This window comes from Actinomyces oris (assembly GCF_001937665.1).
Taxonomy (GTDB): domain Bacteria; phylum Actinomycetota; class Actinomycetes; order Actinomycetales; family Actinomycetaceae; genus Actinomyces; species Actinomyces stomatis.
This window is the reverse complement of sequence record NZ_MSKL01000011.1, coordinates 15,158-30,352: the sequence shown is the minus strand read 5'-3', so window position 1 is coordinate 30,352 and position 15,195 is coordinate 15,158. Positions and strand designations below refer to the sequence as shown.

14 protein-coding genes are annotated in these 15,195 nt (G+C 56.8%); 9 read left to right on the top strand and 5 right to left on the bottom strand.

The window, feature by feature from the left end:
• Positions 1 to 77: 77 nt before the first annotated feature.
• The 4 genes from BKH28_RS05435 to BKH28_RS05420 form a co-directional block, all read right to left on the bottom strand.
• Positions 78 to 269: a hypothetical protein gene (locus tag BKH28_RS05435; protein WP_256695504.1), complete on the bottom strand. Its 192-nt coding sequence runs from the start codon at positions 267 to 269 to the stop codon at positions 78 to 80.
• A gap of 57 nt (positions 270 to 326) precedes the next feature.
• Positions 327 to 1,001 carry an MT-A70 family methyltransferase gene (locus tag BKH28_RS05430; RefSeq protein ID WP_075417867.1) on the bottom strand — a complete coding sequence of 225 codons (675 nt, stop codon included), beginning with the start codon at positions 999 to 1,001 and terminating at the stop codon, positions 327 to 329.
• A gap of 433 nt (positions 1,002 to 1,434) precedes the next feature.
• Positions 1,435 to 2,145, bottom strand: coding sequence for a hypothetical protein (locus BKH28_RS05425; protein WP_256695503.1), 711 nt, complete (start codon positions 2,143 to 2,145; stop codon positions 1,435 to 1,437).
• 118 nt (positions 2,146 to 2,263) lie between these two features.
• Positions 2,264 to 2,563, bottom strand: coding sequence for a hypothetical protein (locus BKH28_RS05420; RefSeq protein WP_009233120.1), 300 nt, complete (start codon positions 2,561 to 2,563; stop codon positions 2,264 to 2,266).
• 296 nt (positions 2,564 to 2,859) lie between these two features.
• On the opposite strand from BKH28_RS05420, the gene BKH28_RS05415 reads away from it, so the two are divergent.
• Positions 2,860 to 3,726, top strand: coding sequence for a hypothetical protein (locus BKH28_RS05415; protein WP_075417840.1), 867 nt, complete (start codon positions 2,860 to 2,862; stop codon positions 3,724 to 3,726).
• A gap of 83 nt (positions 3,727 to 3,809) precedes the next feature.
• Here BKH28_RS05415 and BKH28_RS05410 read toward each other — a convergent pair whose 3' ends face one another.
• On the bottom strand, positions 3,810 to 4,070 hold the full coding sequence (locus BKH28_RS05410) for a PerC family transcriptional regulator (protein WP_075417839.1): 261 nt from the start codon (positions 4,068 to 4,070) through the stop codon (positions 3,810 to 3,812).
• Positions 4,071 to 5,283: 1,213 nt separating this feature from the next.
• Here BKH28_RS05410 and BKH28_RS13340 point away from each other — a divergent pair.
• The 8 genes from BKH28_RS13340 to BKH28_RS05380 all read left to right on the top strand — a co-directional run bounded on the left by BKH28_RS13340 (position 5,284) and on the right by BKH28_RS05380 (position 15,170).
• Positions 5,284 to 5,817 (top strand): hypothetical protein, encoded by a 534-nt coding sequence (locus BKH28_RS13340; protein ID WP_143224082.1) that lies wholly within the window; start codon positions 5,284 to 5,286, stop codon positions 5,815 to 5,817.
• A 37-nt stretch (positions 5,818 to 5,854) separates the two neighbouring features.
• Positions 5,855 to 7,264 (top strand): hypothetical protein, encoded by a 1,410-nt coding sequence (locus tag BKH28_RS13335; RefSeq protein ID WP_143224081.1) that lies wholly within the window; start codon positions 5,855 to 5,857, stop codon positions 7,262 to 7,264.
• Between the two features lie 83 nt (positions 7,265 to 7,347).
• On the top strand, positions 7,348 to 8,316 hold the full coding sequence (locus BKH28_RS13330) for a hypothetical protein (protein WP_143224080.1): 969 nt from the start codon (positions 7,348 to 7,350) through the stop codon (positions 8,314 to 8,316).
• 238 nt (positions 8,317 to 8,554) lie between these two features.
• Entirely contained in the window at positions 8,555 to 9,331 is a 777-nt protein-coding gene (locus BKH28_RS13325; protein WP_143224079.1) for a hypothetical protein, read from the top strand.
• A 59-nt stretch (positions 9,332 to 9,390) separates the two neighbouring features.
• The gene (locus tag BKH28_RS05395; RefSeq protein WP_256695502.1) at positions 9,391 to 10,620 is read left to right on the top strand and encodes a hypothetical protein; all 1,230 of its coding nucleotides are present in this window, start codon (positions 9,391 to 9,393) and stop codon (positions 10,618 to 10,620) included.
• 173 nt (positions 10,621 to 10,793) lie between these two features.
• Positions 10,794 to 11,066, top strand: a complete 273-nt coding sequence (locus BKH28_RS05390; RefSeq protein ID WP_075254669.1) for a helix-turn-helix domain-containing protein — start codon at positions 10,794 to 10,796, stop codon at positions 11,064 to 11,066.
• Positions 11,067 to 11,497: 431 nt separating this feature from the next.
• The gene (locus tag BKH28_RS05385) at positions 11,498 to 12,457 is read left to right on the top strand and encodes a hypothetical protein (RefSeq protein ID WP_075417836.1); all 960 of its coding nucleotides are present in this window, start codon (positions 11,498 to 11,500) and stop codon (positions 12,455 to 12,457) included.
• Positions 12,458 to 12,593: 136 nt separating this feature from the next.
• Entirely contained in the window at positions 12,594 to 15,170 is a 2,577-nt protein-coding gene (locus tag BKH28_RS05380) for an AAA family ATPase (RefSeq protein ID WP_075417835.1), read from the top strand.
• The last annotated feature ends 25 nt before the right edge of the window (positions 15,171 to 15,195 follow it).

Below are 15,195 nucleotides of genomic sequence, written 5' to 3'. Positions count from 1 at the left end.
GGGCCAACTCGGGCACTGCTCAGCCTGACCCACCTGACGACGCCTACCTGTCTGCCGCTCACTTCTGAGCGGCTCCCTCACCACTCCCGTCGGCTCTGCCACCAGCGCACTGCCAGCCAGGCGGCGGCGCTCACGGCGAGCAGCCCGACGAGCCAGGGCCAGCTGCTTTGCACGATGGCGACGATCCACCTCAGCCCCATCGCGATCAGGAGCAGGCCGACGCCGCATCGCAGCAGACTGCCGGGCAAAGAATGCCTCGAATCGCTCATCATCACCATCTCCTCGAAGACTGCAAAGTGGGTACTTGTCTCGCCACGGCCGACTCATCACAGGACCTCCTCACCGTTACCGTCAGCACTGTCATCTCTGTCCTCACCACGGGACGCAGCAGTCACCGCCGCGTGTACTGGCTCCGCCTGCTCCGCTGTCGTGGTCGGTGTCTCAGCCTCTGCCTCACGCGCCCGCTCGCTGTACCGCGGCACGGCAAAGCCGGGGATGCGGATATCGGAGTCCACCTGGTCGCCCCACACTGCCCAGGGCTGGTTCGACTCTGGCCTGCGGCGGGCAAACAACTCCAGGTACGGCCCAGGGCTGACCCGCTCGATAATGGCGAACTGCTCCGCTGGCTTGCGCGAGTGCTCGGTGACGGGTGCGTTGAACCAGGTCGGCTGGGAGTGCGACCCTAAGGGTGCCTTCCCCCGGGTGCAGAACAGCAGTTGCTCGGTGGCATTACGCAGCTGGTAGCGGCCACCCAAACCAAGGCGGAACTTCACCCAGGTCAGTGGGCTACGCACCGTAAAGCCCCAGGCCTCAGCCACCTCATACGCCTTCGGCAAGAGCGCATTGGTCGTCCACAGCCACACATGGGCATCACGGGCCGCCAGTTGCCCCACCGGCAGTGCCTTGATCCGCGTCAGACTCATCGTCCGGTAGTGCTTCTCGCCACTCTGCAGTGGCCAGGGCGGATCGACCAGAATGGTGGCAAAGCCACCAGGCGGCAAGCCAGAGATGGTGGGTGATGAGCCAGCGCCTCGCTTCGCTACTGTGCCCGCCTGCCTGGCCACGTCACCTCGCCGAGATGCTGCTCCCCCAGCGCACCGCTGGGCTGCTTGTTTCGTCTGTTGCATGGTGTCCCTCCTTTTTTGTTCCTTACTTGCTATTTGCTCCGGGCAAGCTCGCTACCAGCTTTTCGCGTATCGGCAGCCGGTTGCCCTTATCCCATACATTCCACGAACACTCGCGTGTTGCAAGGCCTCCCAATTCAGATTGCGAAGCGACGCGACACGCCCCGACATTGACCGATTTCTGTGGTGCCACCCCAGGAAACAAAATGGACACACACGCCACTTAGTGGCCACGAAAGTCGGTGCTGTAGTTTTTGCAACAAGCAGGCGAAAACGACGCGGCACGTGGGTAAGGAATGGAGCCGAACGCTCACGGCTGCCGCTCGTCCGACCGAGCCGGTCGCTGCTGCGTGCACCGCCTGGGACGCGGCCACGGCGGGCGACGCGAGGGCGAGTGAGCCGGCCAGGTGGGACGGGCAGCTTCTGCCGTGCCGTCGCTGTCACCACTGTCCGTCACGCTAGAACTCGCATCAGGCGACGCGCTGCCACCCTTGTTGGCCTCATCCGGCCCTACAGCAGTCGGAGCCGCACCACCGCCAGCACTGGCACCGTCGCCGCTGCTGGCACCACTCCCACCATTACTGGTGTCGCGCCTTCCTCCGGCAGCCTCAGCCGCTGCGTCCCGTACTGCCTGTTCGTTGTCCTGTAGCACCTGGGCCATGGCTGCTTGCATGGCTCGGCCGGCTTCTTGGCGTTGCTGACTCAGTTCGCTGCCCAGGGCCAGGGCGGCTGCCCAGGATGAGCTGGCCGGTGCGCCTGCTCCAGCTGCTCTGGCCGCCTGGTGTGCAGAGCGCCAGCTGGCTGCGACCTCACCGGCCAGCTGGCCGGCCTGGTAGCTGCTCGGCAGCGCGGCGGACAGCGACAGCGGCGATGCGCCTACGGGCACCGGCTGGCTCGTTCCGCCGGGCGGTGCCTCCCGCCACTGGGCCAGGCCGTCGCGCACCCCGTGAACGAACGCCCAGCCAATTGCGCCCACCACCGCCAGACCGATGAGGGCCAGGATCCCGATTACGACCGTCATGATGAAACCTCCGAAGATGAAGAAAGAAAGAAGAAGAGAAGAGAAAGATGAGGAGAAGGACAGAAGGCTGGAGGCAGGGAGCTTGCCACCGGGCCGACGAAGCCGCAGGACAGCAGCCCTACAGCTGCCCGATCCGCTGCCCAGCGCCCAGCGCATACCCCGTGATGATCGCTTCGTAGAACTGGGCACCGCCGGGTGCGATGCGGGTCTGGGCCTCGGCCTGGGTGACCAGCGTGGCGATGTTGGTCAGGACCTGGGAGGTCAGGAAGGCCCGGGCCTGCTCGGCCTGGGCCGCTACTTCTGCCTGGGCGGCGACCTGCTCGATCTCCCGCCGGGTCACCCGGGCCTGGCCATTGCCCAGCACCACCCCCATCCGGGTGCGCTGAGGCGAGAAGAGACTGAGATTGGTAGAAGCCATGAGGAGTCCTTTCGAGGAGAGGAAGGAAGAAGAGAGAAGAGAAAGACGACGGCCAGGGCAGTCGCTCCCCCTGGAGTGGATCCGCTGCCACCGCCTGGGATGACACATGCGGCCCTGTGGCCGCCCAGATCACGCCATCGGCCTGTCGCACTGCCCTAGGACAGGTGCCGCGCTGGCGTCCGGTTGACCTGGCACATCTAGGAGAACCCGCCGCCATTGACGGTGTCGTGACAGAAAAGTGCGCCGTGCTGCATCTGCACAGCACGGCGCCAAACCAGTCGGTGAGAATAGGGTCCATGAGCACGCCCCCGGAGCCAGCCACCCCGCTGCCACATGGCGTCTTCCCCATCGGCGACACCACGGATGAAGCCGAGCAGCGCGCCGCACTGGAGCAGCAGGTGCTGACCGAGCTGCTTGCCCTGCGCAAGGCCTACGGGCAGCTGACGGTGCAGAAGTTCAGCACCTTCACCACCTTGCGGCAGGTCTGCGGCGGCGACGACCTGCTCGACGCCTTCTTGCTGTTTCAGCGCGAGCTGGCCCGCTACCAGCACAGCGGCCGCAACGAAGCAGCTGCCGCCTTATCCCTGTCCGCTCCGGCAGACACCGTCCTTGACCGCCTCCAGCTCACCGCCGAAGCCCTCTCACCCGAGCAGGACTGGCGCGACCAACGCACCGCCCGCCGCTGGAGTGACGCCGGCATGCCGATCATCGCCCGCGACCTGGTCTACTTCGCCCAAGTCGCCGGACGGCTCGGCACCGAGACACTCAGCATCCAGCTCGGCGGCAGCGGCACCAGATTGTTGGTCATCATCGACCAGATGACAAGCAGCGACCTACCGGCCAAGGCGCCCCTCATCCAGGTCTGGCACTACCCCTCCAGCAACAGCCCACGAGAGATCACGCTCGACCTGGAGCAGATCGCCAGCCCCCAGGTCTCACGCGACGGACTGACCATGCGCCGCCACCGCCTCGCCCTCGACCTGCCCGACACCCAGGCCGTCGAACCAGACGACGCCGTCCTGGCCGTATCCATCACCGGCCAGGACGCCCCCATGCGCACCGTCTTCTACCAAGACCACAGCCACCTCATCCCCGGCCTCCACACCCGCATGACCACCTACCGCACCATCGTGATGGTGGAGGTAGCTAGGGATGAGGAGTGAACAACACCCACCACGTCATACGAGACAGGTGGGGCAGCAGGCGACCTCCGTACACCTGCTGCCCCACCCGCACGACAGTTCCGCTAACGGGTGCTGATTTGAATCTGACGCCCCTCAGCCAAGTCCTGAGCAAGGCCGGCTACCATCGCGTCGGGCAGGTCGAGCCCGTACTTGCGTAGCGCGCTGTCAACAGCACGCCGAACTTCGGCAACAGGCCGCCCCTGCAACCGAGACCGGCGGCGGTTCAGATCATCCTCGAAACGCTTGAACGCGTTCTGAGCCATTGCTGCAATCTGGCGCTCTATATCTGAGTTGATCTCCACGTGCACGGACACCCAGCTCACGCTCCCTCATGAATCGTCGTGTTCGGGTGACGCCGAGCGGTCGCCTCAGTGACGTAACGCCCAGTGATTGCCGACCGGTACGAACCACCCGATGGCTTCGAGCCCGACGAACCAGCACGCTGCGTAACCGTCTCCCGCGGGTTGAGCCGCACCGCCCTGGCCGGGACGATGCGCCCATTGACCGCACTACGGCTAATAGATCTGGCCATATTTTCTCCTTCCTGGCAAAATACCAGAACACGAGGCATCAGACATTCAAAGGGGGGCTGCTAATTAATCGGCTAGCCGCTTCGTAGCACCCCTCCCCCGAGAACTGCTCGGGAGGACGCCTCGAAACAAGGATATTCCGCGGCACCGACATCTATTTCAGGACCCTAAATCGACATGAGCGCCCAAGCGAGACGACCTCACCGCCGCGCGGCCACCGGTGGGCACCAATCATCAACGAGGTGCAGCCGGGTAGGCTAGAAAGTTCTCTCGACCCGCTTCGCCACATCTCCACCCAGACGAGTCCCCCCACCCAGACGAGCCGCACCCTCACATGAGGAAGCCAGCCCGCTGAAGGTGTCGCGCTGGGCAAGGGTTGCACACTGCTGAGCATCCAGGCCGGCATGGTCGTGCTGGCTGGCTGCTTGGGCGATAGTACAAACGTCAGGTGGCACGATGCCGCCACACCCGCGCATCAGAAGTGACCAAACTGTTGCAAACTTTGGCGCTAGCCACAAACGACACGTGATCCTAGGCCGTTCCTTCGGTCATTTCGTCCACCCCCCGAGCGCATGCCTGCCCACTTCCCACAACGGCATCCCGTCGTCGCAGCCCCTGGACGCAGGCTCCCTATGGGCAACCACGGCAGGGAGTGCTACCTTTCCAAGTGTCCAGAAGGATCTGCGGGCCACCGGGCCCAGCGCGACGATGGAGACAGGCATGCGCTACCAGGCAGACATAGACGCTCTCAGGCGGCAACAACGCCGGCAGCTGTTGCCGTCTGGCAGTCCGCCTGGGCCCACCTCCCGACAATGGCGTCTGTCTGCTGCGCACCAGATGCGTCCACCTTGTGGTTCAGCTGTGGATCGATATTACGAGACAGTCGCTTTTCGAATGCGTCCGTGAATTTGCTCTTCACGACATAGAGACGGAATTCGAAGGAACAAAGCAAGTCGCTCAATGTATATTGCATAGATTGGTTGACTGTTTTATAATAGCAACCATCATGAGCGAAAGACCACTATCCACAAACGAGTCACCAGTACGTCAGGACGACGAATGTATAGATGCTGGTGAAGCTAAGCCAAGTACAGCGGAGTTCTGCATTGTCCTCAGAGTTCGTCTTGGCGAAATAGCAACCGTAGATCTGGAGACTGTAGCCATGAGCGAAACAGCGGAAGTTGTGCGCCCCTTGGAAGATTCTGCGTCGCTGGAGGGAGCTCTAGCGGCAGCCGCAGAGGCTACTGTCTACACTGAAGAGCTTCATAAGACCATCAGTAGCAAGTATTTTGATTCTGAACAGAAAACCACTACTCAAGTTACGAAAGATGAAGAATTGGTAAGCGCCGAAGATGCAATGAAGCAATTTTTTGGGACCCACACAGAGAGTCGTAAACCACGCTCGATATTAGAAGAAAGTAACTCTGGACACATAGCATTTCTTACTAAATTGTCAAAGCTCGAAGACCTCAACGAAGTGTGCCGCCTAATCGACGAACGTAGAGCACGTGAAGGTCGTCCTGAATTAGCCTACGTTTAGACATATCGTATTTTTACTAGTGGGACAGGATGCTGTCGTGTCTGACTTGAAAAAATTCTACTGGGAATTATATAGCGACAGGTCTTGGCTTTTACGCCAAGTAAATACGATCAAGTTAGTTGACACGAAAATATATGAGAAGCGATCAACTTACGACATTGATTGCCGAAATTTGCGGGATCGGGCCTTGCAATGCGGGATTGACCCCAACAAAGAGATCATTCTCCCACTCTGGCTCGGAGAGGAGAATACATTGATTGATCTAGATATTAGAGATGAAGACGGTGTATGCCTCCCTCTTATCAAGAGTGATGACGCTGAACAATTTATGAATATTGCATTGTGCGGAGCATTGGGCCCAACGTTTGACGACATGTCAAGCGGTGAGCAGCGAGTATGTATAGACATGGTTACTGCAATGATGAACAAACGCCCGACAACTTACTCCCAGTCGAGAATATGGAAACATATCTCTAACTCTCAACAAGCTTTCGACTTCATCAATAGCTTTTACGAAGTCAGGGGTAGGAAGTTGTACGCCATACATCTAAGTGTCCAGCAACGCTCATCGATCTCCATAATCAAAACTAGAGAGGTCATTCCCGGTCTGCAGTTTACCAATGGAAGATTAGAATTGTGGGCGAAATCGCTTGACCAGGACGTGAAGTCAAATTACATTTGCGTAGAATCTCCAAACGGAACCTGGATCTCGAAGATGTCGCTGCTGTTTGAAGGCGAAGAAGTATCTCCGGCAGACTCCGATTATAGGAGGGATTCTACACGTAATGGGCCAACTTACTCGATACAAGATAACTACTCTCGAAGTCTGCTACATAGCACTAATCTAAAATCTGGACGTAAGGCACTCATTGCATCTCAAGAAAATTTCGACGCCTGGGAGTCATTAAAAGGTAGAGCTGCCTATACAGTAGCGGTTGAACTCCAGCCGAAAAGATCATACTACCTCGGCCCCCACCTTGCCGTTTTTGCCATATCATCCGCAATATATGCTCTGTTGATGATAATTTCTTTCGCGTTTTTGAAAAGATGGATATCTGACGGCGCTTGGGTGCCTCTAAATATTAGCGCCATTGTGACTCTAATGGCAGTAATACCAACCGCCCATGCGGCAGTGTTGTTTTACGGCTCCGAACATCGCATTCTTTCGCAGCTTTATCGGCATTGGCGCTTTACTGGCTACGCATTATCGGCATTTAATCTAATTCTGGCCGCGTCAATGTCTGTTCTGCCGTTAAAAGACGGTGATGGCTATTACGTCTCTGCCGCTTGGTTATTCTCCATATCTTTAATTGGGTTCGTGACAAATTTCGTAGGGGATATGTGGTGCTTCGCGAAATTTCAAGGATTGCATCAGAAGATAGTTAATACCTCCGCCCCAGAGCATCAGACAGAAGGTTTAAACAGTAGCAGAACAACCATCGAGTAAAGTTCTGCATTCGAATTAACAGATACGACCTAGGTGAAAAACAAACGGCAGTAATCTACTTACTCTAGAGATTAGGAACCGCCATGGCTGTAGCAAAACATCACGCTGGCTGCGAAGAGGCTAAGGAATTAAGTTGCAAATGTCATTGTCGAGGAATGCTGCATCAGAAGAGTATCTTGGAGGCTGCCATTTCCTCGGCTCCTTTTAGCGGTGGATTCTGTGCAACGCTGACGGACGTGTTTGGCAGTGAGTTCAGTCATCTATCCACTCCCCCGTCCTCCGTGCAACAAACACGAAAAGGAAGAGGATGGGATCCCCTTGCGTTGTCTGCCAAGCAAAAATCCCAAGTAGAACAAAGGATTGTTGATGTCACTTTGCATGACCTTCTCGAAATTACTCATTCGCTCCGTACCATTCAAAAGCGAGGGTGGCTGAATTTACTGAATGATCTCACTGATAATTCATATCAATCGCTAAAAACCAGTATGCCATCTCACGTCTCCTCAACCTCCAGCGATGGTTACTTTTGGGCATCGATCCTCGCCTTGGTATCGGCGGCATTTCCTACCAATGGAAGTTTGTCTAGTTTGAACAATTCTAGTCATCAGAACGTACTCAGCAGATTGAACTTGTCTTTTGGAAGTAGTTATCCTTGCTATCCATACAGCCTCATTTGCTTCCCCCGAGGCAGGTCTGAAAGTAGGTTAAAGCAAATTCCTGCTATGACATCACAGAGTCTTGTCAAGAATGCTATCGATGTTGTACTCAATGCATGGAAATCTAGCAATAGCATCCATCCTACTAGTGATAAAATGTTTGTTCTCTGTCTAACAGGGTCCGCTACTTCTGCCGATCTATGGCATCATCCCAGTGCAGTGAAGCACCTGTTAAGGAGGGCTGTCGAGTTGGCGCGAAATCGTTATGCTGCAAGTTTTTCTCTCGATGGTCCATCGGGGAAAGTGGAAGACATTATCGACATTTATCTTGGCAATGAATGGCAGAGCACTGATGTCAAGTCGAACGGCGTTCATTTAGGACATCCGTGGATATAATCATTCTTCCTAAATCTGTTTCCGCTGAGTAATGTGCTACCTCAGTATACTGCTCAGTCTTCCACTATCAGGAAGGCATTGAAAGGCCAGGCCAGGCCGTAGTGGTGCATGGGTGAGTTGGGCGCCGTGAGTGGGGCAAACTGATAACCGTACCGCGTGGTCAAAGCTAGCAACAGCCTTAATAACGTCAGGGGCTCAAACTGGCACGTGTAAGGTTGTAAAGACATAGCGTGTGAGCATGAGTTGGATACCCAAAGACGCCAGCGTCGTCGCACTGATCGTGAGCCTGACTGCCATACTTGCAACCGTTGTCAATGCTGTGGCTGGACTCAGCCAGTTCTCCAGGACAGCAAAAGCCTACAGAACCATCGAATGGACTAACAGCACGCTTGACCCCGATCGAGACGACGATGCATACCAACGCCCACTTAAGGACTTAAGAGTATCCCAAGAGGCTCATCTCCTTGCTGCCCACTATGTACCGTGGTGGCGGTTCGTGGTACTTCCACTTTGGATGATCCTGGTTGGATTCTTCTTCCTTTACGCCATTGCGACTGAGAAGTATTCATCTGATGCAACCGTTGCGACGCTGTACTATCTCGTGTTCTGCGCATGGTTTGCATGGTTGTTCATCGGGAGCTACTGCGAGCGAGTGCGGATAGTTGAGCATCACAAAGCAGGCTTGCTCACCGAGCCACGCATCCCATTGTGGCGCCTGGGAAACACGGTTCTTGTTTATGCCGTTTGCTTTACTATTGCTGCCAATGCTTTTTGTGGCGCTGCGGTTCTGGCTGGCAGGCCCAAGCATTCGGATTTGCTAGCCGGTGGAGGCATCGCTGTCGGTATGCTTGCTTTTCCTGCGCTCGTACTATTCGTGAGACTGCGCGCTAAGGAGTGGGTCGACGAGACGAAAGGAGGGTCAGAGTCGATTGGAAGCAATAAGACGAATATTCCACGCTTCTTCGCAAAGTTCCTGGACTTCGATGTCTTCCGCAAGGAATCTACTAAGCAATGAATCGGTCTCGCTAGTTATATTTGCGCACTCGAACATATAATGCTAATCTAAAATTAGATATGCCCGCCAACCATCACCCTTCCCTCCACCACCGCCTCCGCAAAGCCAAAGCCGCCCTCCTCGCCGTCTCCTTCACCCTGGCTGGCATCCTCCTCATGATGCTCAATGCCTGGCTGTCTCCACTACAGCTGGGAAGTTGGCAGTGGCTGCATGCCCTACCGCTGGGCGAGCTGGGTGGGACGCTGTTTGGTGCGGGGCTGCTCTCGACGTTCTTCGAGTACACCTTCCGCCGCGATCAGGAGCGGGCGGTGACCGAGCGCTTCCGCCAGACGATCCGTGAGGAAGCACCGGCCCTGCGCGACGCCGTCATCGAGGCCTTCCGCTTCGACCGTCAGGACGTAGCGCGTATAGCCACGCCTGAACTGCTGGATGACTTGGCTCGCACCAGCCTGGGCCTGCGCTTCGGTGATCCAGCCTTCGGTCGTGAGGTCTATGCCGACATCCGCCACCAAGCCATGGCCGCCGAGGAGCGCTGGTACGACGCCCGCGTCGACGCGACCCTTGGTATACCAAGGGGTAGGAGCAGTGCTCCTACCCCGTTCTTCGACTTACGTGTCCGCTGGGAGTACACCGTCACGCCGCGGCACCGCTTCCGCAAGTTCGCCGTCGTCTCCGACCGCCAGCGCTACGACCAGCTGGTGGCTGAGCGTGGGGAGACGAGTGTGTGGTACCGCCGGCCGGTGCCCGGCCTGGCCGTCTCCGATCCAGAAGTCTTCGCCCTGGAGCAGTTCACCGTCAACGGCACACCGGTGCCGTTCTCACGGCAGGTGGATGAGGTCTCCCAGGTCTACACCGTTGATCTTGGCGAGCAGGTCATCCAGCAGGAGCAGACAGTCGTCGTCTCCTTCAGCTTCCGCACCCGCACGCTCCGCAGTGGCCATGTGGTGCACCTGGACATCGACCGCCCCACACGCGGTCTCGACGTCGAGCTGCGCTACGACCCAGAGCAAGTCGGCCAGATGCGCATCCTCGACTTTGCCTCCATCGGCGAAGGAGGACGCCTCACCCAAGTACCGAATACGCCAACGCTGCGCTACCGCTACGACGGCTGGCTCTTCCCAAGAGCTGGCATGGTCTTCGTCTGGACGCTGCCAGACGAGCAGGACGACTGGGGCGAGGTTGCTCCCGACACCGATGCCAGGCCACCACGCTCAGCCGGTAGTTCTGAGAACGCCGTCAAGGCAGTACCAGCCACGGAAGACGACGCCCGCCAAGCTCGTGCAGCCTGACGGACACCGACCAGCTGCCATGTAGGAGGCAGCTGTGGGATGGGTTGGCCCCTGCGTGGGGCGCTTGGTCAGTCGCCACCCATGACGCTCACCTCCCTCCGTCTCGGCTGACATCTCTAGATTGCCATACATGTATGGTGGTGCCAAGTGGGTGACCGCTCGACGCTGGTGCCGTGCGCGACTCCTCCTCCACCAGCCAAGACGAGCAGTGGTGGCCCATCGCCCGCCAGCTCGGTCTGCGGCTGCAGCGCGCCCGCATCGCCAAGGGCCTCAGCCAGGAGTCCCTGGCCCACGCCGCCGGCATCTCCACCTACACCTACCAAAAGTTCGAAAAGGGCGAGTCCCGCCCCGGCACCCCGATGAACCCACGCCTGCGCACCCTCATCGCCCTGGCAACGGCGCTGGACATGCAGGTGGAGGAGTTGGTGGGAGAGCTAAGCGAGTAGGTTGCAGGCGGTGTAGCGGCGCAGACACCTCGATCTCCCCTTTGGACGCCGGCTCACCGGCGTCTACTTCTCTGACGCGTTGCGATAGTGACGTTCTCCAGCGTTAAGAAAGACGCGAAGAGTCCTCCCCCGCGCTCAGGCGCAGGCACGGGTATCCCCAAGGACGCTCTGGCTACTCCTGACAGCAGGACGTAGCCCACACAGCGAAGCGCACCGCGTCGTGCCCGCATCAGATCACGATTCAGCCGCAAACAGCCCGCCAGGACGGGAGATGACTACTGGCTCATCGTACGGCGCCTTACTATCAATTGCGGCAACGCAGCCCCGTCTCTGTTGGAGGCATCCTCCAGCCCCTGTCACCCATGGCGACACCGGCGTCGCTCGGCTCTGCACTGCCATATATCCCTTTCAATCCTACGGTGGAGCCTCCCATGAGCCTGACACGCGAACTGAACAAGAAGCAGTCTCCGTTCCGGCAGCTGGTGGAAGGTTGTGCCCCCGCGCTGGCCATAGCGGGTGGCAGGTCTCCGGAAGGCAAGCGGATTGCTGAACGGCTTGGTTTCTACGAACTCGTCAAATCGCGCTCCCTGGCGCCACTGCCGGATGGAGTGACCGACGCACGGCGGCACTCACCAACTGTCGGCATGGCCTTCGACATCCGCACCAGAATGATGCTAGGCGAGTTCGAACCACGCCGGAGCGCCTCGGCGATGGGCATGGACGTCTTCAACCATCTGCTCGCACCGCTGCTGCCGAACGGCCAGCACATATCAGACGTGCTTGGCGACGCCTTCCTCGAAGCCGAGCGGCTCACCAGGGACGGCGACGACGTCGACCAGGACTACGCCAGCATCGTCTTCGCCTGGTGCGAGTCGATCTACCGCGCCGGCGGGCGGGCAATACGCAGCTCACTGGGCGAACGCCTGTCGGCAGCACGGAACGTCGATGAGGTGTACGACTCCATCCCGCCACTCATGCTCGAAGACATCGCCCGGCTGCGCATCGTCAACCAGCGTCAGATCAAGCACTGGCGCCTGCGCATGAAGCATGGGGCCTTCTTCATCTCGAACCCATCCTTCTCCGGCGACTTCTTAGTCAGTGGCGCCGACGGCGACTGGTTCATCGACGACACCCTCTTCGACTGCAAGGTCAAGGACACCATCACAGCGCCGTGGGTGCGCAAAGTCCTCATGCAGCTCCTGGGCTACCTCATCCTTGACCTCGACAACGACTACCAAGCCCAGCGCATCGGCATCTGGTTACCACGACAGGCGACAGTCAAGACGTGGACCATCGAGGAGATTCTTGGTGGTGACGCCAGCACGATACTGGCGAAGGCGCGAATGGACGTAGAGAGTGTGATGGAGCGAGGGGTGGGGGTGGTGGCGTAACGATACACGCAACGACCTACTACCGCGCAACACGCTGGTTACAGATAAGTGGAGGTAGTTCGGCGATTGAATTACCATAATGCTCGTGTATTATATATTCAGAGCTCGATAAACTATATCTAACGAAAGCACTGTAATGAACCCAACGCACGATAACACCTCTTCGAGAAAAGACTCGCGCGACCTCCTGGTCGAGTGGGCAAACAAAGCTCCAGAATGGGCGCGCTACATCGTACGAAATGTCATCGACAACAAGGCGCCGCTTGACGGTGAAAGCACAGCTACCGCGTACAAACTCTTCTTGCAGGAGAACGGACTTGAAGAACGAACACTCCCGGATGAGCCGCTGCTTATAGCCTCCAACGCCGACGCAGAGACAATTGTCCCGCTGACAATAACGTCATTGTCTGACGTCACTGGCGTCAACGCACTGGGTACAGGCAACACTATTGAGCCGGATCCTCACCTCACTATCTTGTTTGGCGAGAACGGAACGGGTAAGACAGGATACTCGCGAATCTTTAAGGCGCTTGCGGAGAGCCGCACAGTCGACAAAGAGATTCTCGGGAACATCGCGCACACTCGACCTGAGGCGATGTCAGCCACCGTCAAGTACAGACTTGGCGATAGTGATGAGCAGCGCTATATATGGCGAGGGGAAAAGGGGGTACTCCCCTTTACCAGGATGTCAATATTCGATAGCCGTGCAGTCAAACTCCACGTCGATGACAACCTAGACTATACTTACACGCCTGCCGCACTGGTGCTATTTGATCATGTCATGGATGGCATGAAGGCAGTGCAGAATACCGCAAAAAAGAACGCTGGAGCCCCTTCAACAGTACTCGATGACATCCTATCTCGGTTCGACAAAAACACCAGTGTATATCAGCATATCGCTTCGCTTAGTGCTGCAACAGACCTAGCGCACCTAAAAACAATGGCAGTCGCCGACCCAGAGGTTAACACCCGTATCGAATCGCAACGTACGAGGGTGGCCGAGCTGGAATCCAATACTATCAAAATCAGGATTCGAGAGCTGCAGCGCACTGAACAAGCATTAAGCCAAGCCTGTGAAGCCACCCGTGCGATAGAAGACTTTGACGTCGATGCATACGAGCAAGAGCGCCAGAAACTTAAGCAGCTCGAAGAGAACTATCGACTATTCCGCGATGCACTGTTTAAAGAAGCCGACTTGCCAATGGCTCCAGATGACACCTGGATGATGTTCATCGAGTCCGCCGAGAGGTATCGTCAACACCTCGATGCACATTCGGTATACGATACCGGGCGCTGCCTGTATTGTCGGCAACCATTGCAGGATGCAGCTCGCACGCTCATCGAGAAGTATTCCGAACTCCTGGAAGATAAGATCTCTGCGGACATCAATAGCAGCAAAGAACGACTCAAGAAGCTCGTTGGGAGACTAACGTCGACACAACTCTCTGATGCCAAAACACTTATACAGGAACATGCCAACTCCGACGACAAGCCCGCCTATTATGCTAAGCTCGAGCGGATTGTGAATGCGCTTGAAGTAGCAGTCGAGACTCTTTCCGCTACTGAACAACTAGCGCTGTCGGCGACCAACACCGTAAGTATTGATGGTGTAGATCTGAAAACTGAATTCGAGAACATAACGCAAGAACGTGAACAACTCCAAGATCAAGACGCAAATCGCTCCGAAATACTGCAAAAAGAGAAGCATCGCCTTTCTGAACTTGTTGCGGCGGTTGAGCTTGGCAAGTCGTGGACCAATATCGAAGAGTTTGTCACCAAGGCTCAGTGGTTTGCTCGGCTTGATAACTGCAGCGAGCAGTTTACACGCCTTACTCGCAAACTTACAGAATATTCTAAACGAGCCAACGAAAAACTCATCAACATTGATTTCGACACTCTATTTGCAGAAGAATGTAAGGCGCTCCGGGCTCCAGTAGTGAAGGTGAATCACATTGGGCGGCAAGGGCGTGCGCAGCGCAATAGAATAGTGGCCGACAATCATAAGCCTTCTGCGGTATTTTCTGAAGGTGAGCAGAAAGTACTTGCTATGGCTGACTTTCTTGCCGAAGCCCGGCTTTCTGGAGTAACAGCGCCCGTGATCTTTGACGATCCTGTTTCAAGCCTCGACCATCGTCGAGTTAGCGAAGTCGCAGAAAGAGTTGTGGCTTTTTCTGAAACAGCTCAGGTCATCGTGTTTACTCACGATATTTTTTTCACGACAAAGCTCCTGCAAATTATCGACGATACTGGACGAACGTGCGCATACTTTCAGATTTCTGACGAAAACGGTAAAGGTTTCATCGTGCGAGGAAGCCATCCAAGATGGGACTCCTATTCAAAAATCTCAAAGCGGATCAACTCGATTGTACAGGAAGCAAAGTCGTCAAAGGACAGCAATGAGCGTGACGAACTGGTTCAGAGGGGCTATAGCTTGATTCGTTCTTGGTGTGAGGTATTTATTGAGACAGAAGTCTTTGCCGGAGTGACATTGCGATACCAGCCCAACGTGCGCTTGAACTGCCTTTCGAAAGTCAAAGTGGATCTGTTGCCAGAAGTAATTCAGGTGGTCAGTCGAGTATTTAGGGACTCCTGCCGCTATATTGATAGCCATTCACAGCCATTGGTAACTCTAGGAACTAGGCCGACGCCCGCCGACCTTGAGAGCGATTGGAGTGATTTGCAGACCGCCCGAAATAATTACCGTAATGGTTAGAAATCACGAGCAGACGTATTGGATC

What these genes read in the sequence shown, in the direction of transcription:
- BKH28_RS05385 (WP_075417836.1), top strand. Translation starts at nt 11,498, where the DNA reads ATGAGCCTGACACGCGAACTGAACAAGAAGCAGTCTCCGTTCCGGCAG.
- BKH28_RS13325 (WP_143224079.1), top strand. Translation starts at nt 8,555, where the DNA reads ATGAGTTGGATACCCAAAGACGCCAGCGTCGTCGCACTGATCGTGAGC.
- BKH28_RS13330 (WP_143224080.1), top strand. Translation starts at nt 7,348, where the DNA reads ATGGCTGTAGCAAAACATCACGCTGGCTGCGAAGAGGCTAAGGAATTA.
- BKH28_RS05380 (WP_075417835.1), top strand. Translation starts at nt 12,594, where the DNA reads ATGAACCCAACGCACGATAACACCTCTTCGAGAAAAGACTCGCGCGAC.
- BKH28_RS05420 (WP_009233120.1), bottom strand. Translation starts at nt 2,563, where the DNA reads ATGGCTTCTACCAATCTCAGTCTCTTCTCGCCTCAGCGCACCCGGATG.
- BKH28_RS05435 (WP_256695504.1), bottom strand. Translation starts at nt 269, where the DNA reads ATGAGCGATTCGAGGCATTCTTTGCCCGGCAGTCTGCTGCGATGCGGC.
- BKH28_RS05395 (WP_256695502.1), top strand. Translation starts at nt 9,391, where the DNA reads ATGCCCGCCAACCATCACCCTTCCCTCCACCACCGCCTCCGCAAAGCC.
- BKH28_RS13340 (WP_143224082.1), top strand. Translation starts at nt 5,284, where the DNA reads ATGAGCGAAAGACCACTATCCACAAACGAGTCACCAGTACGTCAGGAC.
- BKH28_RS05425 (WP_256695503.1), bottom strand. Translation starts at nt 2,145, where the DNA reads ATGACGGTCGTAATCGGGATCCTGGCCCTCATCGGTCTGGCGGTGGTG.
- BKH28_RS05415 (WP_075417840.1), top strand. Translation starts at nt 2,860, where the DNA reads ATGAGCACGCCCCCGGAGCCAGCCACCCCGCTGCCACATGGCGTCTTC.